This window comes from Pseudomonas sp. CH235 (assembly GCF_004368175.1).
In the GTDB taxonomy this organism is placed as follows: domain Bacteria; phylum Pseudomonadota; class Gammaproteobacteria; order Pseudomonadales; family Pseudomonadaceae; genus Aquipseudomonas; species Aquipseudomonas paraglycinae.
The window spans coordinates 1-17,381 of record NZ_RRZJ01000040.1 but is presented as its reverse complement, the minus strand read 5'-3'; the positions used below and the strand labels follow the sequence as shown (position 1 = coordinate 17,381).

The 17,381-nt window shown below is 61.7% G+C and carries 19 protein-coding genes; 12 read left to right on the top strand and 7 right to left on the bottom strand.

The window, feature by feature from the left end; translation table 11 throughout:
• The first annotated feature begins 97 nt into the window (after positions 1 to 97).
• The 4 genes from EIY71_RS26480 (at position 98) to EIY71_RS26465 (ending at position 4,461) form a co-directional block, all read left to right on the top strand.
• A complete protein-coding gene (locus EIY71_RS26480; RefSeq protein WP_134023729.1) occupies positions 98 to 604 on the top strand; it encodes a sigma-70 family RNA polymerase sigma factor in 507 nt (168 codons plus the stop codon).
• Positions 604 to 1,563: a FecR domain-containing protein gene (locus tag EIY71_RS26475; RefSeq protein WP_134023727.1), complete on the top strand. Its 960-nt coding sequence runs from the start codon at positions 604 to 606 to the stop codon at positions 1,561 to 1,563. Before EIY71_RS26480 ends, EIY71_RS26475 begins: the two co-directional genes overlap by 1 nt.
• Positions 1,564 to 1,662: 99 nt before the next feature.
• Entirely contained in the window at positions 1,663 to 4,092 is a 2,430-nt protein-coding gene (locus EIY71_RS26470; RefSeq protein WP_134023725.1) for a TonB-dependent receptor, read from the top strand.
• 78 nt (positions 4,093 to 4,170) lie between these two features.
• Complete coding sequence (locus EIY71_RS26465; RefSeq protein ID WP_134023723.1) at positions 4,171 to 4,461, top strand: hypothetical protein; 291 nt, start codon at positions 4,171 to 4,173, stop codon at positions 4,459 to 4,461.
• Between the two features lie 61 nt (positions 4,462 to 4,522).
• Here the strand turns inward: EIY71_RS26465 and EIY71_RS26460 are convergent, their stop codons facing one another.
• The 3 genes from EIY71_RS26460 to EIY71_RS26450 all read right to left on the bottom strand — a co-directional run bounded on the left by EIY71_RS26460 (position 4,523) and on the right by EIY71_RS26450 (position 7,775).
• Complete coding sequence (locus EIY71_RS26460) at positions 4,523 to 6,094, bottom strand: GGDEF domain-containing protein (protein ID WP_134023721.1); 1,572 nt, start codon at positions 6,092 to 6,094, stop codon at positions 4,523 to 4,525.
• Between the two features lie 187 nt (positions 6,095 to 6,281).
• Positions 6,282 to 7,055 carry an aldolase gene (locus EIY71_RS26455; RefSeq protein WP_134023719.1) on the bottom strand — a complete coding sequence of 258 codons (774 nt, stop codon included), beginning with the start codon at positions 7,053 to 7,055 and terminating at the stop codon, positions 6,282 to 6,284.
• Positions 7,056 to 7,067: 12 nt separating this feature from the next.
• Entirely contained in the window at positions 7,068 to 7,775 is a 708-nt protein-coding gene (locus EIY71_RS26450; RefSeq protein ID WP_134023717.1) for a haloacid dehalogenase type II, read from the bottom strand.
• 110 nt (positions 7,776 to 7,885) lie between these two features.
• On the opposite strand from EIY71_RS26450, the gene EIY71_RS26445 reads away from it, so the two are divergent.
• Positions 7,886 to 8,743: a LysR substrate-binding domain-containing protein gene (locus tag EIY71_RS26445; protein WP_134023715.1), complete on the top strand. Its 858-nt coding sequence runs from the start codon at positions 7,886 to 7,888 to the stop codon at positions 8,741 to 8,743.
• A 21-nt stretch (positions 8,744 to 8,764) separates the two neighbouring features.
• On the opposite strand, the gene EIY71_RS26440 is transcribed toward EIY71_RS26445, so the two are convergent.
• Positions 8,765 to 9,358 carry a hypothetical protein gene (locus tag EIY71_RS26440; RefSeq protein WP_256661107.1) on the bottom strand — a complete coding sequence of 198 codons (594 nt, stop codon included), beginning with the start codon at positions 9,356 to 9,358 and terminating at the stop codon, positions 8,765 to 8,767.
• A 137-nt stretch (positions 9,359 to 9,495) separates the two neighbouring features.
• Positions 9,496 to 10,155 (bottom strand): ribonuclease T2, encoded by a 660-nt coding sequence (locus EIY71_RS26435; protein ID WP_134023714.1) that lies wholly within the window; start codon positions 10,153 to 10,155, stop codon positions 9,496 to 9,498.
• Positions 10,156 to 10,320: 165 nt separating this feature from the next.
• On the opposite strand from EIY71_RS26435, the gene EIY71_RS26430 reads away from it, so the two are divergent.
• The 6 genes from EIY71_RS26430 (at position 10,321) to EIY71_RS26405 (ending at position 15,595) form a co-directional block, all read left to right on the top strand.
• Positions 10,321 to 10,803 carry a hypothetical protein gene (locus EIY71_RS26430; RefSeq protein ID WP_041475362.1) on the top strand — a complete coding sequence of 161 codons (483 nt, stop codon included), beginning with the start codon at positions 10,321 to 10,323 and terminating at the stop codon, positions 10,801 to 10,803.
• A gap of 95 nt (positions 10,804 to 10,898) precedes the next feature.
• The gene (locus tag EIY71_RS26425) at positions 10,899 to 12,602 is read left to right on the top strand and encodes a copper resistance system multicopper oxidase (protein ID WP_134023712.1); all 1,704 of its coding nucleotides are present in this window, start codon (positions 10,899 to 10,901) and stop codon (positions 12,600 to 12,602) included.
• An 11-nt stretch (positions 12,603 to 12,613) separates the two neighbouring features.
• Complete coding sequence (locus EIY71_RS26420; RefSeq protein WP_134023710.1) at positions 12,614 to 13,471, top strand: copper resistance protein B; 858 nt, start codon at positions 12,614 to 12,616, stop codon at positions 13,469 to 13,471.
• A gap of 31 nt (positions 13,472 to 13,502) precedes the next feature.
• Positions 13,503 to 13,877, top strand: coding sequence for a copper homeostasis periplasmic binding protein CopC (gene copC / locus EIY71_RS26415; RefSeq protein ID WP_011335143.1), 375 nt, complete (start codon positions 13,503 to 13,505; stop codon positions 13,875 to 13,877).
• Between the two features lie 3 nt (positions 13,878 to 13,880).
• On the top strand, positions 13,881 to 14,744 hold the full coding sequence (gene copD, locus EIY71_RS26410) for a copper homeostasis membrane protein CopD (RefSeq protein WP_134023708.1): 864 nt from the start codon (positions 13,881 to 13,883) through the stop codon (positions 14,742 to 14,744).
• A gap of 59 nt (positions 14,745 to 14,803) precedes the next feature.
• Positions 14,804 to 15,595 carry a transporter substrate-binding domain-containing protein gene (locus tag EIY71_RS26405; protein ID WP_178083796.1) on the top strand — a complete coding sequence of 264 codons (792 nt, stop codon included), beginning with the start codon at positions 14,804 to 14,806 and terminating at the stop codon, positions 15,593 to 15,595.
• Positions 15,596 to 15,598: 3 nt separating this feature from the next.
• On the opposite strand, the gene EIY71_RS26400 is transcribed toward EIY71_RS26405, so the two are convergent.
• Both EIY71_RS26400 and EIY71_RS26395 read right to left on the bottom strand, forming a co-directional pair.
• Positions 15,599 to 15,808, bottom strand: a complete 210-nt coding sequence (locus tag EIY71_RS26400) for a hypothetical protein (protein WP_064380963.1) — start codon at positions 15,806 to 15,808, stop codon at positions 15,599 to 15,601.
• Positions 15,809 to 15,960: 152 nt separating this feature from the next.
• Positions 15,961 to 16,320 carry a DUF6124 family protein gene (locus EIY71_RS26395; protein WP_007955862.1) on the bottom strand — a complete coding sequence of 120 codons (360 nt, stop codon included), beginning with the start codon at positions 16,318 to 16,320 and terminating at the stop codon, positions 15,961 to 15,963.
• Between the two features lie 674 nt (positions 16,321 to 16,994).
• Between EIY71_RS26395 and EIY71_RS26390 the strand changes: the two genes are divergently transcribed.
• A partial coding sequence (locus EIY71_RS26390; protein WP_134023704.1) for a DUF262 domain-containing protein occupies positions 16,995 to 17,381 on the top strand: 387 nt, incomplete at its 3' end.

The window sequence follows — 17,381 nt, the reverse complement described above, 5'->3', positions numbered from 1 at the left end:
GCGCGCCACTAGAATGCGATCAATTCTTAATTGCACCCTAATCGCACTCTCGATTGCATCTCTGGCAACGGACGCCCGAAACGAGTACCTGCCCTCCATGTCGTCCCTCGATCAGCCGTTGAATCAGCAAGTCCAGAGGCTCTACAGCGAACACCACGGGTGGCTGCAGGGCTGGCTGCAGCGCAAGCTGGGCAACCGCTGCGAGGCGGCCGATCTGGCGCACGATACCTTTTTGCGCCTGCTCACCCGGCAGGTGATCAAGCCGCTGGGCAATGAACCCCGGGCGCTGCTGACGCACATCGCCAAAGGCCTGATGATCGATCGCTGGCGGCGTCAGGACCTAGAGCGCGCGTACCTGGAAACCATCGCGCAGCTGCCCGCCGCCGAAGTGCCGTCGCCGGAAACCCGCTACCTGATTCTCGAAACCCTGTGGCGCATCGAAGCGCTGCTGCGCGAACTGCCGGAACAGACCCACGAGACCTTCCTGCTGTCGCAGATCGAAGGCCTGACCTACGCGCAGATCGCCACGCGCCTGAATGTTTCGCTGATCACCGTCAAACGGCACATGCGTGCCGCGTTCATTGCCTGCCTGAGTGTCGCCTGATGAGTTCGTCGATGATCAACCCGCAGATTCTCGGCGAAGCCGCCGACTGGCTGGTGCAACTGCATTCCGGCACCGCCACCCCGTCCGACCATCAGGCCATCGCCCAATGGCGCAGCCGCAGCGCCGAGCACGCCATGGCCTGGCAACGGGCCGAAGCGCTGTTGGGGGATTTACGCAGCGTGCCGGCCAACGTCGCGATCCAGACCTTGAAACGCGCGTCCCGCAAAGAAGGCCTGAGCCGTCGTCAGACCCTTACCCGCCTCGGCCTGCTGCTGATGGCCGGGCCGCTGGGCATCGCCTCGCAGCATGTGCCGTGGCAGCAATGGACCGCCGACCAGCGCACCGCTGTCGGCGAGCAGAAGAACCTGCAATTGCCGGACGGCACCCAACTGGTGCTCAACACCGACAGCGCCGTGGACATCGCTTTCAGCCCGGTGGAGCGTCGCGTCCTGCTGCTCAACGGCGAAGTGCTGATCAACACCGCCGCAGACGCCAGCGCCCGTCCGTTCATTGTCGAAACCCCGCAGGGTGTGGCCCGCGCGCTGGGCACGCGATTCTGCGTGCGCACCGAGGGTTCGCGCAGTCAGGTGTCGGTGCTTGAAGGCCAGGTTCAGATCACCCCGCAACTGCTCAAGCACAGTGCGATTCTCCAGGCCGGTGAGCGTCAGCGCTTCAAACTCAACAGCTTCGACAGCGCCGAAACCTTCGACACCGCCTCCCTGGCCTGGGACAAAGGCATGCTGCTGGCCAGCAACATGCGTCTGGACGAATTGCTCGGAGAGCTGAGCCGCTATCGCCGGGGCGTGCTGCGCTGTCATCCGGACGTCGCGGCGATGCGCGTGTCCGGGGCGTTTTCCCTGCGCGACACCGACGCCAGCCTGCGTCTGCTCAGCGACACGTTGCCGCTGAACATCAACAGCCTGACCCGTTATTGGCTGTCGGTGGAACCGCGTGTCTGAGCCCTCGGAAAATATTTTCCGTATTCACTGATACCTTTTCGCGTCTCGTCCGGTGAGTGGATAGACCTTTCAATTCCACGCCCCCGACAGGAACACCGAATGACCGCAATGCCATCGCCCCGCCCCGCCACGTTTGCGCTCAAGGCCCTGAACCTGAGCCTGGCCCTGGCCTTCAGCGCACTGCTGCCGAGCGCCGCCCAAGCCGCCGACAGCGTCAGTGAAAGCGCCAGCCGCAGCGTCAACATCGGCCCCGGCCTGCTCAGCCATGTGCTGGCGCAATTTGCGGTCAGCGTCGGCGTGCCGCTGTCGTTCGATCCGGCGCAACTGGGCAATCGTCAGAGCCCGGGCCTGCAAGGCAGTTACACCGCGCAGAGCGGTTTTGCGCGGTTGCTGGAAGGCAGCGGTTTCGAGCTGATCAGCACCGGCCACAACGGTTACACCGTGGCCCCGAAAGTCGCGGCGGACGGCGCGCTGGAACTGGGCGCCACCAACGTCAGCGCCCTGCGCGACGACAGCGGCGACACCTTTGGCGGCGAACAGGTCGCGCGGCGCGCGCAGATCGGCATGCTCGGCAACCAGGAGGTCAACGACCTGCCCTTCAGCGTCACCAGCTACACCGCCAAGACCATGGCCGACCAACAGGCCCAGACCGTCGGCGATGTGTTGCTCAACGATGCCTCGGTGCGCCAGTCCAACGGCTTCGGCAACTTCTCGCAGATGTTCATGATCCGTGGCCTGCCGCTGGCCTCCGACGACATTTCCTATAACGGCCTCTATGGCGTGCTGCCCCGGCAGATCATCGCCGTCGAAGCGCTGGATCGAGTGGAACTGTTCAAGGGCCCGAACGCGTTCGTCAACGGCGTGACCCCGAGCGGCAGCGGCATCGGTGGCGGGATCAACCTGCAACCCAAACGCGCGATGGACACCCCGACCCGCAGCGTCACTCTCGATTACAGCGCCGACGGTCGGGTCGGCGGGCATCTGGATCTGGGCCAGCGCTTTGGCGAGGACAACCGCTTCGGCGCGCGGGTCAACCTGATGCAGCGCGAAGGCGACACCGCGGTCGATGACGAAGATCAGCGCTCGTCGCTGTTCAGCGTCGGCCTGGACTATCGCGGCGATCGCCTGCGGGTCTCGACCGATTTCGGCTACCAGAAGCAGGTCATCAACCAGGGTCGCTCGGTGATCTATGTCGATTCGAGCCTGACCAAAGCCCCCAAAGTGCCGCACGCCAATGCCAGCTACGCCCAGAGCTGGAGCTACTCGCAACTCGAAGACACCTTCGGCATGGTCCGCGCCGAATACGACCTGAACGACAACTGGACGGCCTACGTGTCCGGCGGCGCCAAGCACACCCGCGAGAACGGCGTGTACTCGTCGCTGACCGTCACCGACCTCAACGGCAACGCCCGTGGCGGCATGCTCTATTCACCCCACGACGAAGACAATCAAAGCGCCATGGCCGGGCTCAACGGCCGCTTCGACACCGGCCCCGTCACGCACCAGTTGAACCTCGGCTGGGCGGGGATCTGGGGCGAGCAGCGCTCGGCGTTTGAAACCATTGGCACCGCCGGGCGCTACAGCACCAACCTGTACAACGTCACCGACAAGCCGCGCCCGGCGCCCACCTCGTTCGCCAGCGACATCAACGACCCGCGTATCACCGGCAAGAACATCCTGCGCAGCGAGGCGATTTCCGACACCCTCGGCTTCGTCGATGACCGCATCCTGCTGACCCTCGGCGTGCGTCGCCAGGCACTGAAAGTCGACGGCTGGAGCACCGCCACCGGCGCCCGCACTTCGAGCTATGAAGAGTCGATCACCACCCCGGTCTACGGCCTGGTGATCAAGCCGTGGGAGCACGTGTCGTTCTACGCCAACCGCATCGAAGGCCTGGCCAAGGGCCCGACGCCGCCGACCACGGCGATCAACCGCGACGAAACCTTCGCCCCGGTGCGCAGCAAGCAGATCGAGGCCGGCGTGCGCCTGGACATGGGCAGCTACGGCGCCAACCTCGGCGTCTATCGCATCGAGCAACCGTCGAGCTACACCCAGGACGGAATCTTCCGGGTCGACGGCCAGCAGACCAACAAAGGCGTGGAACTCAACGTCTACGGCGAACCGCTCGACGGCCTGCGCCTGCTCAGCGGCGCAACCGTGATGAAGACTGAACTGGAAGGCAGCAGCAACGGCGTGAATGACGGCAACCGCGCCGTCGGGGTGCCGCGCTTCCAGTTCAACCTCGGCGCCGACTGGGACATTCCGGGCCTCGAAGGTGCCGCCCTCAGCGCGCGGATGTTGCGCACCGGCGGCCAGTACCTCAACGCGGCAAATACCCAGAGCATTCCGGCGTGGAACCGCTTCGATCTGGGCTCGCGTTATGCCTTCAAGCTGGATGAAAAGCAGATCACCCTGCGGGCCAATCTGGAGAACGTCGCCAACGAAGCTTACTGGGCCTCGGCCAACGGCGGTTACCTGACCCAGGGCACGCCGCGTACGCTGAAGGTTTCGGCCACCGTGGACTTCTGACCGCTCGTCATCCGGCCGGCACCAAGGGTTCGGCGCGTCAGACCAATATCAGGTAGATCCCCTTTCCGGAGACAGACCATGATGACGCGCAAACTCACCTCGCTGTTGTTGATCGGCCTGCTGGCCACGGGCTCAGCCGTGACATTCGCCGCCAACGACGGCGCCGATGCCACGGGCACCAAATCCGGCTCCACCAATAGCTCACAAATGCCGCCCGATAACACGCCGGGCTCGCCGTCCGGCGGCAGCGGCGCGGGGGGCGGCACCGGCACCAACGGCGGCGCCAGCGGTTCGGGCTCAGGCGCGGGAGGTGGCACCGGTTCGGCCGGTGGCGGCACGGGCGGTGCCGGCGGTGGCACTGGCGGCTGAACGAACAAGAGCAGGCCGTGGTAAACGCCATGGCCTGTGTCTGAACCCGATTGTTTTCTTGTCAGCGATCCGAGCGCAGCAATTCGCCGAAGCCGACGTCCATCGATAACACGGCCGCACGATTGCGGCCGGCGTTTTTGGCCTGATACAGCGCCGCATCGGCGCGCTGGATGAACAGCTCCGGGCTGTCGTTGCCCAGCGGAATAAACGAGTAGCAGCCCAGGCTCACCGTTAGATAACCGGTGGGCGAGCCGCTGTGGGTGATGTGTTTGTCCATGACGCTGCGGCGGATCTGCCCGGCAATCGCCAGTGCGCCATTGATGTCGGTATCCGGCAGCAACACCGCGAACTCTTCCCCGCCATAGCGCACCGCCAGATCGGACTTGCGCTGGCAGCAGTTCTTCACCACCTGCGCGACCTGCGTCAGGCAATGGTCGCCGGCCACGTGGCCGTAGGCATCGTTGTAGCTTTTGAAGAAATCGATATCGAGCATGATCAGGCTCACCGGGCTCGACTGCCGCGCGCCCCGGGCAAACTCCACCTCCAGCGAGCGCTCGAACAGACGCCGGTTGGCCAGCCCGGTCAGGCTGTCGTGGGTGGCGATCTGCTCCAGCGTCCGCTGGGCCTTGCGCAGGTTTTTCTCGATCCGCTCGCCATCGCGCACCTGATGAATGAACACCCAGCCAAACAGCCCCACGCCGAGCATCACCAGCGCCACGATGACGCTGGACTGGAACGCCCGGTCATACCAGCCCTGGAGGATCGTGTCCCGGGACGAAGACGCCGCGACCACCAACGGGTAGCTTTCCAGCTGCCGATAGCCATAAAGGCGCGTCACACCGTCGACCACCGAATCGATCATCGCGGTGCCGGCGGACGCATTGGGCAGCAACTTCTGGTAGATCTCGCCCTTGGCCAGCGAGGTGCCGATCAGGCTCTCGTCGAACGGCCGCCGGGCGAGCAAGGTGCCGTCGGTCAGGCCGAGGAACATGGTGCCGTTGTCGTCCAGGCTGAAGCTTTTGAAGAACTTGTCGAAGTACGACATCTTGATCCCGGCCAGCAACACGCCCTGGAAATTGCCGGCGCGGTCGTTGACCCGTTTCGAGATCGGGATGATCCACTCGCCGTTTTCGCGGCTGCGGATCGCCGGGCCGATGTGCGCCACACCCGACACGTTCTGCTGGTGAAACTTGAAGTACTCGCGATCCGCCACGCCATTGCCGCGCGGCAGATCCGCGAATGAGGTAATCACCCACTGCCCTTCGCGGTCGAACAGAAACATGCCGTGCAACTGCTCGAGTTGCTGCACCCGCCACGCGAGGGTTTTCTGCAAACGTGGCTTCTGCGCCGCGCCATAACCATCGTCCTGAACCCAGTCGACCAGGCTGGTCAACACCAGATCCGCTGCCAGAAAAGTGTCTTCAGCCTGCTGTGCCATGGCCCGGGTCAGGTTGGCCGACGACACCTGTGCGTTGGCCAGATCCTGGCGCCGCGACTGTTCGATCTGCAAATACAACAGGCCGGACAGGCTCAGACACACAGCCACTATGAACAACACCGCCGCCTTGCGCAGGGGCAAACGCTTGAGGGTGCCGCCGGGGGCTTGGTTCGGATCGTGAATGGGGATAGGCAAAAGCGTGTCCTGGGCAGGTACGACAGGGGCAAAAGCCCGAAACCCTTGTTTTCGTGAGCGTAGCCCACCGGGTTGTGTGGGGCAACCAAGTGCCCCCGCTACGATCCCGACCCAGTTGCTATCGGCGCGCAGGGCAATTGGATGACCTGCGGCGCGAATTATTTTTGCCTGCCCGTTTTCCTCGCTTTTACCCCAGGCTCGCCAACCGCCGCATCGCACTGTGCAGATGCGCCCGCGCACTTTCCGGATCGCCCTCGCGCATCTGCTCGTACGCCCGTTGCGCAACCGCGTGCGGTACCGGTTTCAACACCCGTTGCGTGGCCATTGCCAATAGTTGCACTCTCGCGGCACGTTCCAGGTAATACAGGTCGTCCCAGGCTTCGGCGATGGTCGGCGCCGCGACAATCACCCCGTGATTTTTCAGGAACAGAATGTCGGCCTCGCCCATCACCCCGGCAATCCGGTCGCCTTCGCGCTCATCCAGCGCCAGCCCGTTGTAATGCTCGTCCACTGCCGTGCGCCCGTAGAACTTCAGCGCGGTCTGACTCAGCCATAACAGCGGTGGCCCCTCCAGCAGGCACAACGCCGTCGCGTTCGGCATGTGGGTATGGAACGCGACCTTCACTCGGGGCAGCCGATGGTGCAGGCGCGCGTGAATATAGAAAGCGGTCGCTTCCGGCTGACCCTCGCCGTCCACCACGTTGCCGGCGAAGTCGCAGATCAGCAGGTTGTGCGCGGTCACTTCGGAAAACGCATGGCCGTACGGATTGACCAGAAACAGGTCATCGTGGCCCGGCAACATCGCCGAAAAGTGATTACAGATCCCCTCCTCCAGCCCGTGCAGCGCCGCCAGTTGAAAGCACGCCGCCAGCTCTTGGCGAGCAGTGATGATGGCTTCGCTGTCGAGGTTCAACGAGGCGCAACGCGTGGGTCGGGCGCTGCCGGTCAGGGTATGGGCCATGGCGAAACTCCTTTATGACCAGCCAAGGGACGCGAACAGCGGCAGCACTTCGTCCAGCGTGTTGAGGATCGCGTCGGGCCGATAGTCCGGCAGCAACTGACGACCGGTGCCGCGGTCGATCCATACACAGCGAAAATGCATGTCGCGGGCAGCCGTGTGATCGAGCATCGGGCTGGCGCAGATGTGCACCACCTGATCGCGGCTGACGCCCAATTGCTCATGAGCGTAGTCGAACAGCCTCGGCGCCGGTTTGTAGGCGCCGGCCTGTTGCGCGGTGATCAACCGGTCGATGTGGCCGCCGAGTTGAGCGACGTTGCCGGCGATGATGTCGTCATCGGTGTTGGAGACGATGCACAGCTTGAAACCCTTGGCCTTGAGCTGCGCGAGTGTCTCGACGACTTCGGGAAACGGCGGCATCTGCGGAATCGCGGCGGCCAGGCGCTGACTGTCTTCGCTGGCACTCGCCAGGCCCAGTTCTTCCAGGGCCAGTTGCAGGCCGAGAGTGCTGAGTTCTCGAAACGAGCGGTGCGGCGGCGTCTGTTCCAGGCGATGTTCGTGGCGGTCGTAAACCTCGATCAGGCGCCCGGCGTCGACCCGGTGCTCGCCCTTCTCGCTGAGGATCCGCTCGGCCACGGCGCGCAGGCCTTCGTCCCATTGAATCAAGGTGCCGTAGCAATCGAAGGTCAGCCATTGCGGGCGCGGTGTGTTGATCAAGGTCATGGGGGCATTCCTCTGCAAGTGAGGGCTTCAGCTTATGAACTCGGGGTGATAGTGTGAAATTAAATAAATAGCCGACCGTCAGTTGCCAAACAAATATCGAGGCCGCCGCCATGCTGGATCTGGAACTGCTGAAAACCTTCGTCTGCGTGGTCGATGAAGGCAGCTTCACGCGCGCCGCCGAACGCGTCCACCGCACCCAATCCACGGTCAGCCAACAGGTACGCAAACTGGAAGACCTGGTCGGTCACGCCCTGCTGTTGCGCGACCGCACCGGGTTGAACGTCAGCGTCACCGAGCACGGCGAACTGCTGATCCACTACGCCCGTCGATTACTGGCCTTGTCCGCTGAGGCCAGCGAAGCCTTGGCCAGCGATCTGGATCTGGAAATCCTGCGCATCGGCATGCCGGAAGACTTCGACGCCCGACGCATGGCGCTGATCCTCGCCGGCTTCACCCGCAGCCACCCGCAAGCGCGGCTGGAAACCGTCAGCGGCATGAGCCTCGACCTGAGGCAACGCCTCGACAGCCGCGAAATCGACATCGCCCTGATCAAACGCGAACCCGACAGCGGCCCCGCCTGGGCGACCTGGCCGGAACGACTGGTTTGGGTCAAAGGCGTGGAATTCGATGCCTCCACTGGCGTGCTGCCGCTGGCATTGTTTCCCCAGGGTTGCCTTTACCGGCAACGGGCAATCCGCCTGCTCGACGTGGCGCAACGCCCCTGGCGCGTGGCCTTCGGCAGCCACAGCCTGACCGGCATTCAGGCGGCGGTCGCCTCCGGGCTCGGGGTTTCGGTGCTGCCGGCGTCGGCGGTGTTGCCGGAGCATCGGATGTGCACGGACTTGCCGCCGCTGCCACCGACGGAACTGGCGCTGGTCAGTCGCGAAGGGGTGTTGAGTGGATTGCAGCGGGGGTTGGTAGAGTTTTTGCGGGGAGAACTGGGGGTGGATGCGGGGGGATTTGCTTGATCCCCCCAAATGGCGCTGAGCTCAGGGCTTGTTGACTTCGCGCACCAGGTCGGCGACCGGGAGGTTCATGGTGTTTGAGTAGTAGGGTTTGTAGCCCCAGGCGGTAATGACGACTTTGCAGGGAACCTGGAGCTTTCCGGACAACAGGCCATTCAACTCCTGAATTGAAAGAAATTCCTGAGTTGAACCGTTATTTACGGTATGCCTTAAAGTTGCACTCGTCACGTAGTTGTATTTCCCGCCGGCTTTGTTGGTCTCATCTACATCAATCAGTCCGTACGCCGAATACCTGAATCGGTTAGTGATAGAGAAGTCCTGATCGTCACCCAGTGCACACTCCAACATTGTCGAAGCGGCGCCTTCCCTCATTCCTCTCCCAAACAGATCCAAAAGATTTACATCAGAGCCGTAGTAAATTTCGTAATACAGGCTGCTGGGTTTTCTCTCTATCGTCAGAAAATTGAGATTTGCAGGCTGGACCGTATGGTTTTTAGCGCAGGCTGAACACAAGATGGTCAATAGAAGAAGCAATAAGGTTTTCTTACCGCTGGTGCCATGCCCCGGCAACGGGCAGGCCGTCGGGTCGGTCACTCGGGCAGCGGGTTTTCCGCTCATGAAAAGCTCCTTGCGGTGTCGCGTCATCATCCATTGGCGCGCAAGCATGAACAAAGTCGCGGCGTTGTTCAAACCCGCACGCAAAAAAACAGGCGCCTGAAAAGGCGCCTGTTTTTTATGGCCAGTAACCGATTGCGTTATCGCGACGGCGGTACTCGAATATCCCCCGCCCGGCACTGGGTTTTCACGCCCTTGCCGCAGGCGCCGAATTGCAGGTCCTTGCCCATGCACACGCGCACTTCCGAGAGTTCCGGGCCGTTGCAGATCACGGCGATACCGTCTGACGGGATGCCCGGATTGCTCTTGCGGAACAGATCGGCAATTTCCTGCGCTTCGAAGTAATAAGAGCTACTGAACGGTTGCAACTCTTGCGGGATTTTCACCGCGCCCACCGCTTTGTCCGCTTCGTCCAGATAGCCCATCGCGCCGAGGCCGCTGCAGGTGCCGTGTTTGCTCCATTCGTGGTCAAGGAGTTTTTTGGTCGGGAACAGCGTCAGGCCTTTGGCCGTTTCGGCGGCCGACAGGTTAGTCAGCGGCGGGCAGGACTCCGGCCAGCCGCCCTTGGCGTATTGCGGCCAGAGGCCATGCAGGACAAAACCGTAACCCTTGCCGGTGCATTGCGGGTCGTCCTTGTGGGTCAGGCAAAAGGTCGGCGACCAGGACAACGTCAGCAGGTAGTAATCGAATACCCCCGCCACCGATTCCGCCTTGCTGGCAGACGACTGGCGCGCCGAACTCAGGCTGACGCTACCGACCGTCAGCGCAATCAGCGCCATAATTGTAAAAAGCTTTTTCATGTTCCCGTTCCTTGGGACGCGTGCGTCCGTGGTTTCTGTGGTCTGACCGTCACGTGGTCAGGGGCTGATTGAGTCACGCTTGTGTTGCAGGCGCATGACGCAGGGCAAAACCTGCATTACTTTGAAAGGACTACGATGTTGTTGAACTCAACACAGGGAACCGACATGAGTAAAGCAGACGAACTCGCCGCGAAACTCAAACAAACCCGGCACACCCATGCTGACGAAATCACCTGCGCTGAACTGGAGATCGATTGCTGGCCGGCTCAGGTCTACGCCTTGTATCACCGCATCGAGGGCTGGTTGCAACCGGTGACCGAGGTAGGCCTGAAGATTCGGCGCAATCCTACCCATGTTTGCGAAAGTTCGCCGGATGGCGAGACCCACGACTACGCCATCGACCAGTTGATCATCGAAGCCAACCACCACAGCCTGACATTCGACCCCATCGCCCGCTTCACCGAAGACGGCGCAGGGCGCGTGCAAATCGTCCTGCCGGGGCGCGAAGCATCGCTGCTGCGCACGGTCGATGAGCACGGTGAAAGCCATTGGTGGTTGCAGACGCTCGAAACCGGGCAACAGCTGGATGCGATTGCGTTGACGGAAAACAACCTGCTGCTGGTAGTCCAGGAAGGACTCGGTTTGTAGGCCGAACCTGACACAACTGTAATCCGCCCCTCAGCCAGCTGAAAGCTGCCGCTGGTTAGCCTCCCCGTCATTGGTCAAACGGGGACTTCAAGCGCATGCCTTCCACCACCTCAAGACGCACCTTCGTCAAAGGCCTCGCCGCCGGCAGTCTGCTCGGCGGCCTCGGCCTGTGGCGCACGCCGGTCTGGGCCTTGAATAGCCCCGGCCAGGTGAACGAGTTAAGCGGCACCGCCTTCGAGCTGTTCATCGGCGAAACCCCGGTCAACTTCACCGGCCAGCACCGCACCGCCCAGACCATCAACGGCAGCCTGCCCGGCCCGCTGCTGCGCTGGCGCGAAGGCGATACCGTGACGCTGCGGGTGCGTAACCGGCTCAAGGACAGCACCTCGATTCACTGGCACGGCATTCTGCTGCCGGCCAACATGGACGGCGTGCCGGGCCTGAGTTTCAAGGGCATCGAGCCGGGTGGCGTGTATGTCTACCAGTTCAAGGTTCGCCAGCACGGCACCTACTGGTATCACAGCCATTCCGGCTTGCAGGAGCAGGCCGGGGTCTACGGGCCGTTGGTGATCGACGCCCGGGAACCGGAGCCCTTCCAGTACGACCGCGACTACGTGGTGATGCTCAGCGACTGGACCGACGAAGACCCGGCCAGCCTGATGAAGACCCTGAAAAAACAGTCCGACTACTACAACTTCCACAAGCGCACCGTCGGCGATTTCATCCACGATGTCGGCGAAAAAGGCTGGGGCGCCACCGTTGCCGATCGCACGATGTGGGCGCAGATGAAGATGAACCCCACCGACATCGCCGACGTCAGCGGCGCCACGTACACCTTCCTGATGAACGGCCACGCCCCGGATGACAACTGGACCGGCCTGTTCCGCCCCGGCGAAAAATTGCGTCTGCGGCTGATCAACGGCTCGGCCATGAGCTACTTCGACGTGCGCATCCCCGGATTGAAAATGACCGTGGTCGCCGCCGACGGCCTGCACGTCAAACCGGTCAGCGTCGACGAGTTGCGCATCGCCGTGGCGGAAACCTATGACGTGATCGTCGAACCCGCCGCCGACGCCTACACCCTGTTCGCCCAGGCCATGGATCGCACCGGTTACGCCCGAGGCACCCTCGCCGCCCGCGCCGGTTTGTCGGCCCCGGTGCCGGCGCCGGACCCGCGGCCGCTGGTGACCATGGACGACATGGGCATGGGCGGCATGAATCATGGTTCGATGGACATGAGCGGCATGGATCACTCAAGCATGAACATGGGCCCGATGCAGGCGCACCCCGACAGCGAAAAGGACAACCCGCTGGTGGACATGCAAGCCATGACCACCGCGCCGAAACTCGACGACCCCGGCCTCGGCCTGCGCAACAACGGGCGTCGCGTGCTGACCTACGCCGACCTGCGCAGCACGTTCGAAGACCCGGATGGCCGCGATCCGAGCCGCACCATCGAACTGCATCTCACCGGCCACATGGAGAAATTCGCCTGGTCGTTCAACGGCATCAAGTTCTCCGACGCCGAGCCGCTGCGCCTCAAATACGGCGAGCGTATCCGCCTGGTACTGGTCAACGACACGATGATGACCCACCCCATTCACCTGCACGGCATGTGGAGCGATCTGGAAGACGAAAACGGCAATTTCCAGGTGCGCAAACACACCATCGACATGCCGCCCGGCACCCGCCGCAGCTACCGCGTGACTGCCGATGCGCTTGGCCGTTGGGCCTATCACTGCCATCTCCTGTACCACATGGAAATGGGCATGTTCCGCGAAGTGCGGGTGGAAGAATGAGGACGCCGACCATGACTCGATTTGCCGCGTTTTCGTTGTCACTCCTGTCGATGGCTCCGGCGTTCGCCGCCAGCGACATGCAGGGCATGGATCACAGTCAAATGACCGGCATGCAAAGCATGGACGACGGCATGATGCAGCCCGCCGCGCCGACCGAAAGCCGCACGCCGATCCCGGCACTGACCGACGCCGACCGCGCCGCTGTGTTCACCAGCCACGCCGGACACCAAGTCCACGACAGCGCCATCAACACTTACTTCCTCGCCGACAAACTTGAATGGCAGGACGCCGACGACGCCAGCACCCTGGCCTGGGATTTGTCCGGCTGGATCGGCGGCGACATCGATCGGCTGTGGCTGCGCTCCGAGGGCGAACGCAGCAACGGCAAGACCGAAGACGCGGAAATCCAGGCGCTGTGGGGCCACGCGGTTTCGCCGTGGTGGGACGTGGTCAGCGGCGTGCGTCAGGACTTCAAACCCGGCGCTCCGCAAACCTGGGCCGCGTTCGGCCTGCAAGGCATGGCGTTGTACAACTTCGAAGCCGAAGCCACGGCCTTCATCGGCGAAAACGGCCAGAGCGCGGTGCGGCTGGAGGGCGACTACGACATCCTGCTGACCAATCGCCTGATCCTGCAGCCGACCGCCGAACTCAACGTCTACGGCAAAAACGACCCGCAACGCGGGATCGGCTCGGGCCTCGCGAACACCGAAGCCGGGCTGCGCCTGCGCTATGAAATCCGCCGCGAATTCGCGCCCTACATCGGCGTGACCTGGAACCGTACCTACGGCCGCACCGCCGATTACGCACGGGAAGAAGGCGAGGATCGCAGCGAAGCGCGACTCGTCCTCGGCGTGCGGCTGTGGTTCTGAATCCCTTCAAAAAACAACACCGAGGTCTTGTATGCGCACATTGAAAATCTCCCTCGTCCTCGCCAGCGGTTTGCTCCTGAGCACCCTGGCCCAGGCCCATCCGAAACTGCTGTCGTCGACCCCGGCCGAAGGTGCCGACGGCGCGGCGCCCGGCAAGATCGAACTGCGGTTTTCGGAGGATCTGTTGACCCAGTTCTCCGGCGCCAAACTGGTCATGACCGAAATGCCCGGCATGGCCCACTCGCCGATGCCGATGAAGGCCAAAGTCAGCGCCGGCAGCGACCCGAAAACCATGCTGGTCACCCCGCTCGCGCCCTTGCCGGCCGGCACTTACAAGGTCGAATGGCGCGCAGTGTCGTCGGACACGCACCCGATCACCGGCAACGTCACGTTCAAAGTGAAGTGAGCGATGGCTGAACTGATCAACATCCTCCTGCGTCTGGCGTTGTATGTGGATTTGCTGCTGTTGTTCGGGCTGGCGTTGTTCGGGCTGTACAGCGTTGACGCAGTGCTGCGGTTTCGGCCGATGCTGCGCGGGATGGCGTTGATCGGGGCATTGCTGTCAGTGGCGGGACTGGTGCTGATGACCCGCGCCATGAGTGGCGAAACGGAATTCGCGGCGCTGTGGCCGCACCTGCAAATGATGGTGCTGGAAACCGACGTCGGGCTGGCGTGGACGCTGCGGATGATTGCGCTGATCGTCGTGATGATCTGGCCCGGATTGTGGCTGGCATCGATGGCCGGCACCGTCGCCCTCGCCTCCCTGGCCTGGAGCGGACACGGCGCGATGGATAACGCGTGGCATCTGCTCAGCGACATCCTGCACCTGCTCGCGGCGGGTGCGTGGCTGGGCGCGATGCTCGCGTTGATCTTGATGGCGCGGCTCGACGCACTGTGCAGCGAGGCGCGCATTCGTTCGCTGGCGGATTCCGTCAAACGCTTCGAAGGCGTCGGCGCGGCGATTGTGCTCATCCTCTCGGTCACCGGCGTGGCGAATTACCTGTTCATCGTCGGCCCGACACTGGGCGAAGTCCTGCTCGGCACCTACGGGATTCTGCTGGCGATCAAGGTTGTGTTGTTCGGAGGCATGTTGGTGCTGGCCGCGTTGAACCGCTTCCACCTCGGGCCGTTGCTCGAACAATCGTTGCGCGCCGGGCAGCATCAAGTGGCGGCCAATGCCCTGCGCCGCAGCGTGGCGTCGGAGCTGGTGATTGCGCTGTTGATCGTGGGACTGGTGGCGTGGCTGGGCACGTTGAGCCCGGAGCCGGGATGACACCCGGCAAACCCATTCACTACACTGGCCCGCACCTCCACTGCACAAGCCCGATCTCCATGACAATTCCAAAAAGCACGATGATCTTCTGCGGCCTGCTGGCCATGGCCAGCGCCGCCCAGGCACAAGAACCGGCCTCGCACCTCGACACCATTCAGCAACAAGGCCAGTTGCGCGTCTGCACCACCGGTGACTACAAGCCCTACACCTTCAAACGCCCGGACGGCGGATTCGAAGGCATCGACATCGCCATGGCGCAATCCCTGGCCGACAGCCTCGGCGTCAAAGTCGAATGGGTACAGACCACCTGGAAAACCCTGATGCCGGACATGCAGGCCGGCAAATGCGACATCGGCGTCGGCGGCATCTCGGTAACCCTCGAACGCCAGAAAAAAGCCTTCTTCAGCAACACCCTCGACGTCGACGGCAAGATCCCGCTGGTGCGCTGCGCCGACCAGTCCAAATACCAGACCATCGAGCAGATCAACCAACCGAACGTGCGCCTGGTCGAACCCGCCGGCGGCACCAACGAAGCCTTCGTCCACGCCTTCCTGCCCAAGGCGCAGTTGGCGCTGCACGACAACGTGACCATCTTCGAACAACTGCTCGACAACAAGGCCGACGTGATGATCACCGACGCCTCCGAAGCCCTCTATCAGCAAAAACTCAAACCCGGCCTGTGCGCCGTCAACCCGAGCCAGTTCATGCAATACGGCGAAAAAGCCTACCTGCTGCCACGCGACGACATCAGCTGGAAACTCTACGTCGACCAGTGGCTGCACCTGAGCAAAGTCACCGGCAAATACCAGAAAGTCCTGAGCGAATGGATCGCCGTGCCCGCGGCCCAGTAACCCTCAGTCGTCATGCATCAGGCCGGAGCTGTACTGGTTGAAACTGTTACCGATATTGCTCCCGCCGAACTTCAACGTATTCACGTTACGCGCTTCCGGCGACTGACAGTCGCTGGAGAAACAACTGGTGGTGGTCAAACCACCGGAGCCGGAACAGGCGCTTAGAACCGAGACAGTGGCGACGATCAACAGCGCTTTGAGTGGATTGTTCATGGTGTGTGGCGCTCGGGTGGGATCGGGATCTTGTGGAGGGATCGTAGGCCGGCGCGGGTGGCGGGAAGATGAAACTTGCAGGGTTTTCAGCGTGGGTTCAGGTTGAACCCACGCCTGACGATCAACCCTCCACCGCAGAGGGTTGCCCGAACCTACTTCGGCTCGACGTTATCCAGCGCCTGATTCACCGCCAAAGACCCCAACATCACCAACTGCGCAATGCCGATGGCGGTTTTGCGGTGGGCGGGTTCCAGGGTGGCGGCGAAGTTGTTGAGCATTTCGGAGGCCGATCCCAATGATTCGCTGGCATTGGCGAGCAGGGATTCGGTGTCGTAGGCCGGGTTGGCGAAGTACATCGGGTCATGTTGGGTGTGGCTGCCCATGATCCGTTGCTGTGGGGTGAGGTAGTGATCGAGGGCGCGCTCGGCGGCTTCGTTCAGGGTTCGTGAATCGGGGAATTTGTAGGGGGAAACTGGATCGGTTTCTGGTGGGTTGGGTGTTGGTTTGAACATGGATGAAACTCCTAACACTTTTAGTGAAGGCTTCACCCTTTCGCTACCAAACGAAGGGTGGCGGCCATGAACAGGTTGGTAGACCGGGTGTTAGGAGCCGGCGCGCCCGAAGACGCCCTGTACATGACCACCATAGACCCCGGCCGAAAGCACGACCGGGGACGATGACGCTGTACATCTAACACACGGGCTACCAAACCCGATCACTGGTTTTCAGTGACCCGAGAACGATAAAAGCCACGGGGTAGACGCACAAGCCGGCGGATTCTGTCTTAGGTGTAGGGGGTGGCGCAAGGTTGTGTAGGGTTTCGTTCGTGGTGGCAATTTTTTTAAACAAAGCGGACCTTTCACAACTCAGCCACGGTGGCGGAAGGGCTAGCTACCAAGCTCAGATGACGAGGGTAATCATTCATTGCCATCCGCAATACTTGTCGCTGGACAGACAGGGTAGATTTCCGGACCGTGAACCATTTACACAAAGCACTGGTTCTACAAAATAAATTCGCCTCATCTTTAAGAAACGTTGATTCGGTAATTTTTTATTGCTAACTTCGAAACAGGGACCGATAGAAGAATCAAACGCAGTCTATCACTCTCTATTTTTGTGCACGTTAAACATGAAAAGCGCTGACCTAGCTCATAATCAACCAACCTTGGCATAAGACATAACAACCATGGAATTGAACGCCGAAACGAGATCAGTAAATGAGATTTTTTCCCCAAACAAAAAATATATTGTCCCTCGCTTCCAGCGGGAGTACTCATGGGAGAGCGAGGAAGTAGAAGAATTCTGGGATGATGTCGCGCAACAAATAAAAACAACTTCCGGAAAAAAAATAACCAACGAAGAATATTTTATAGGATGCATCGTTTTAGTAGGAGAGGACTCAAAGCCTGAGTATTTGATCGTTGACGGCCAACAAATGCTTACCACCCTTACAATATTGCTCAGAGTCATTGTAGATCGCCTAATTGAGCTCGGAGAAGAAACAGCAGCCACCGCTCTATATAAGAACGTTATAGAAGGCACAGATAACGACGGAAAAAAATATTTCAAACTG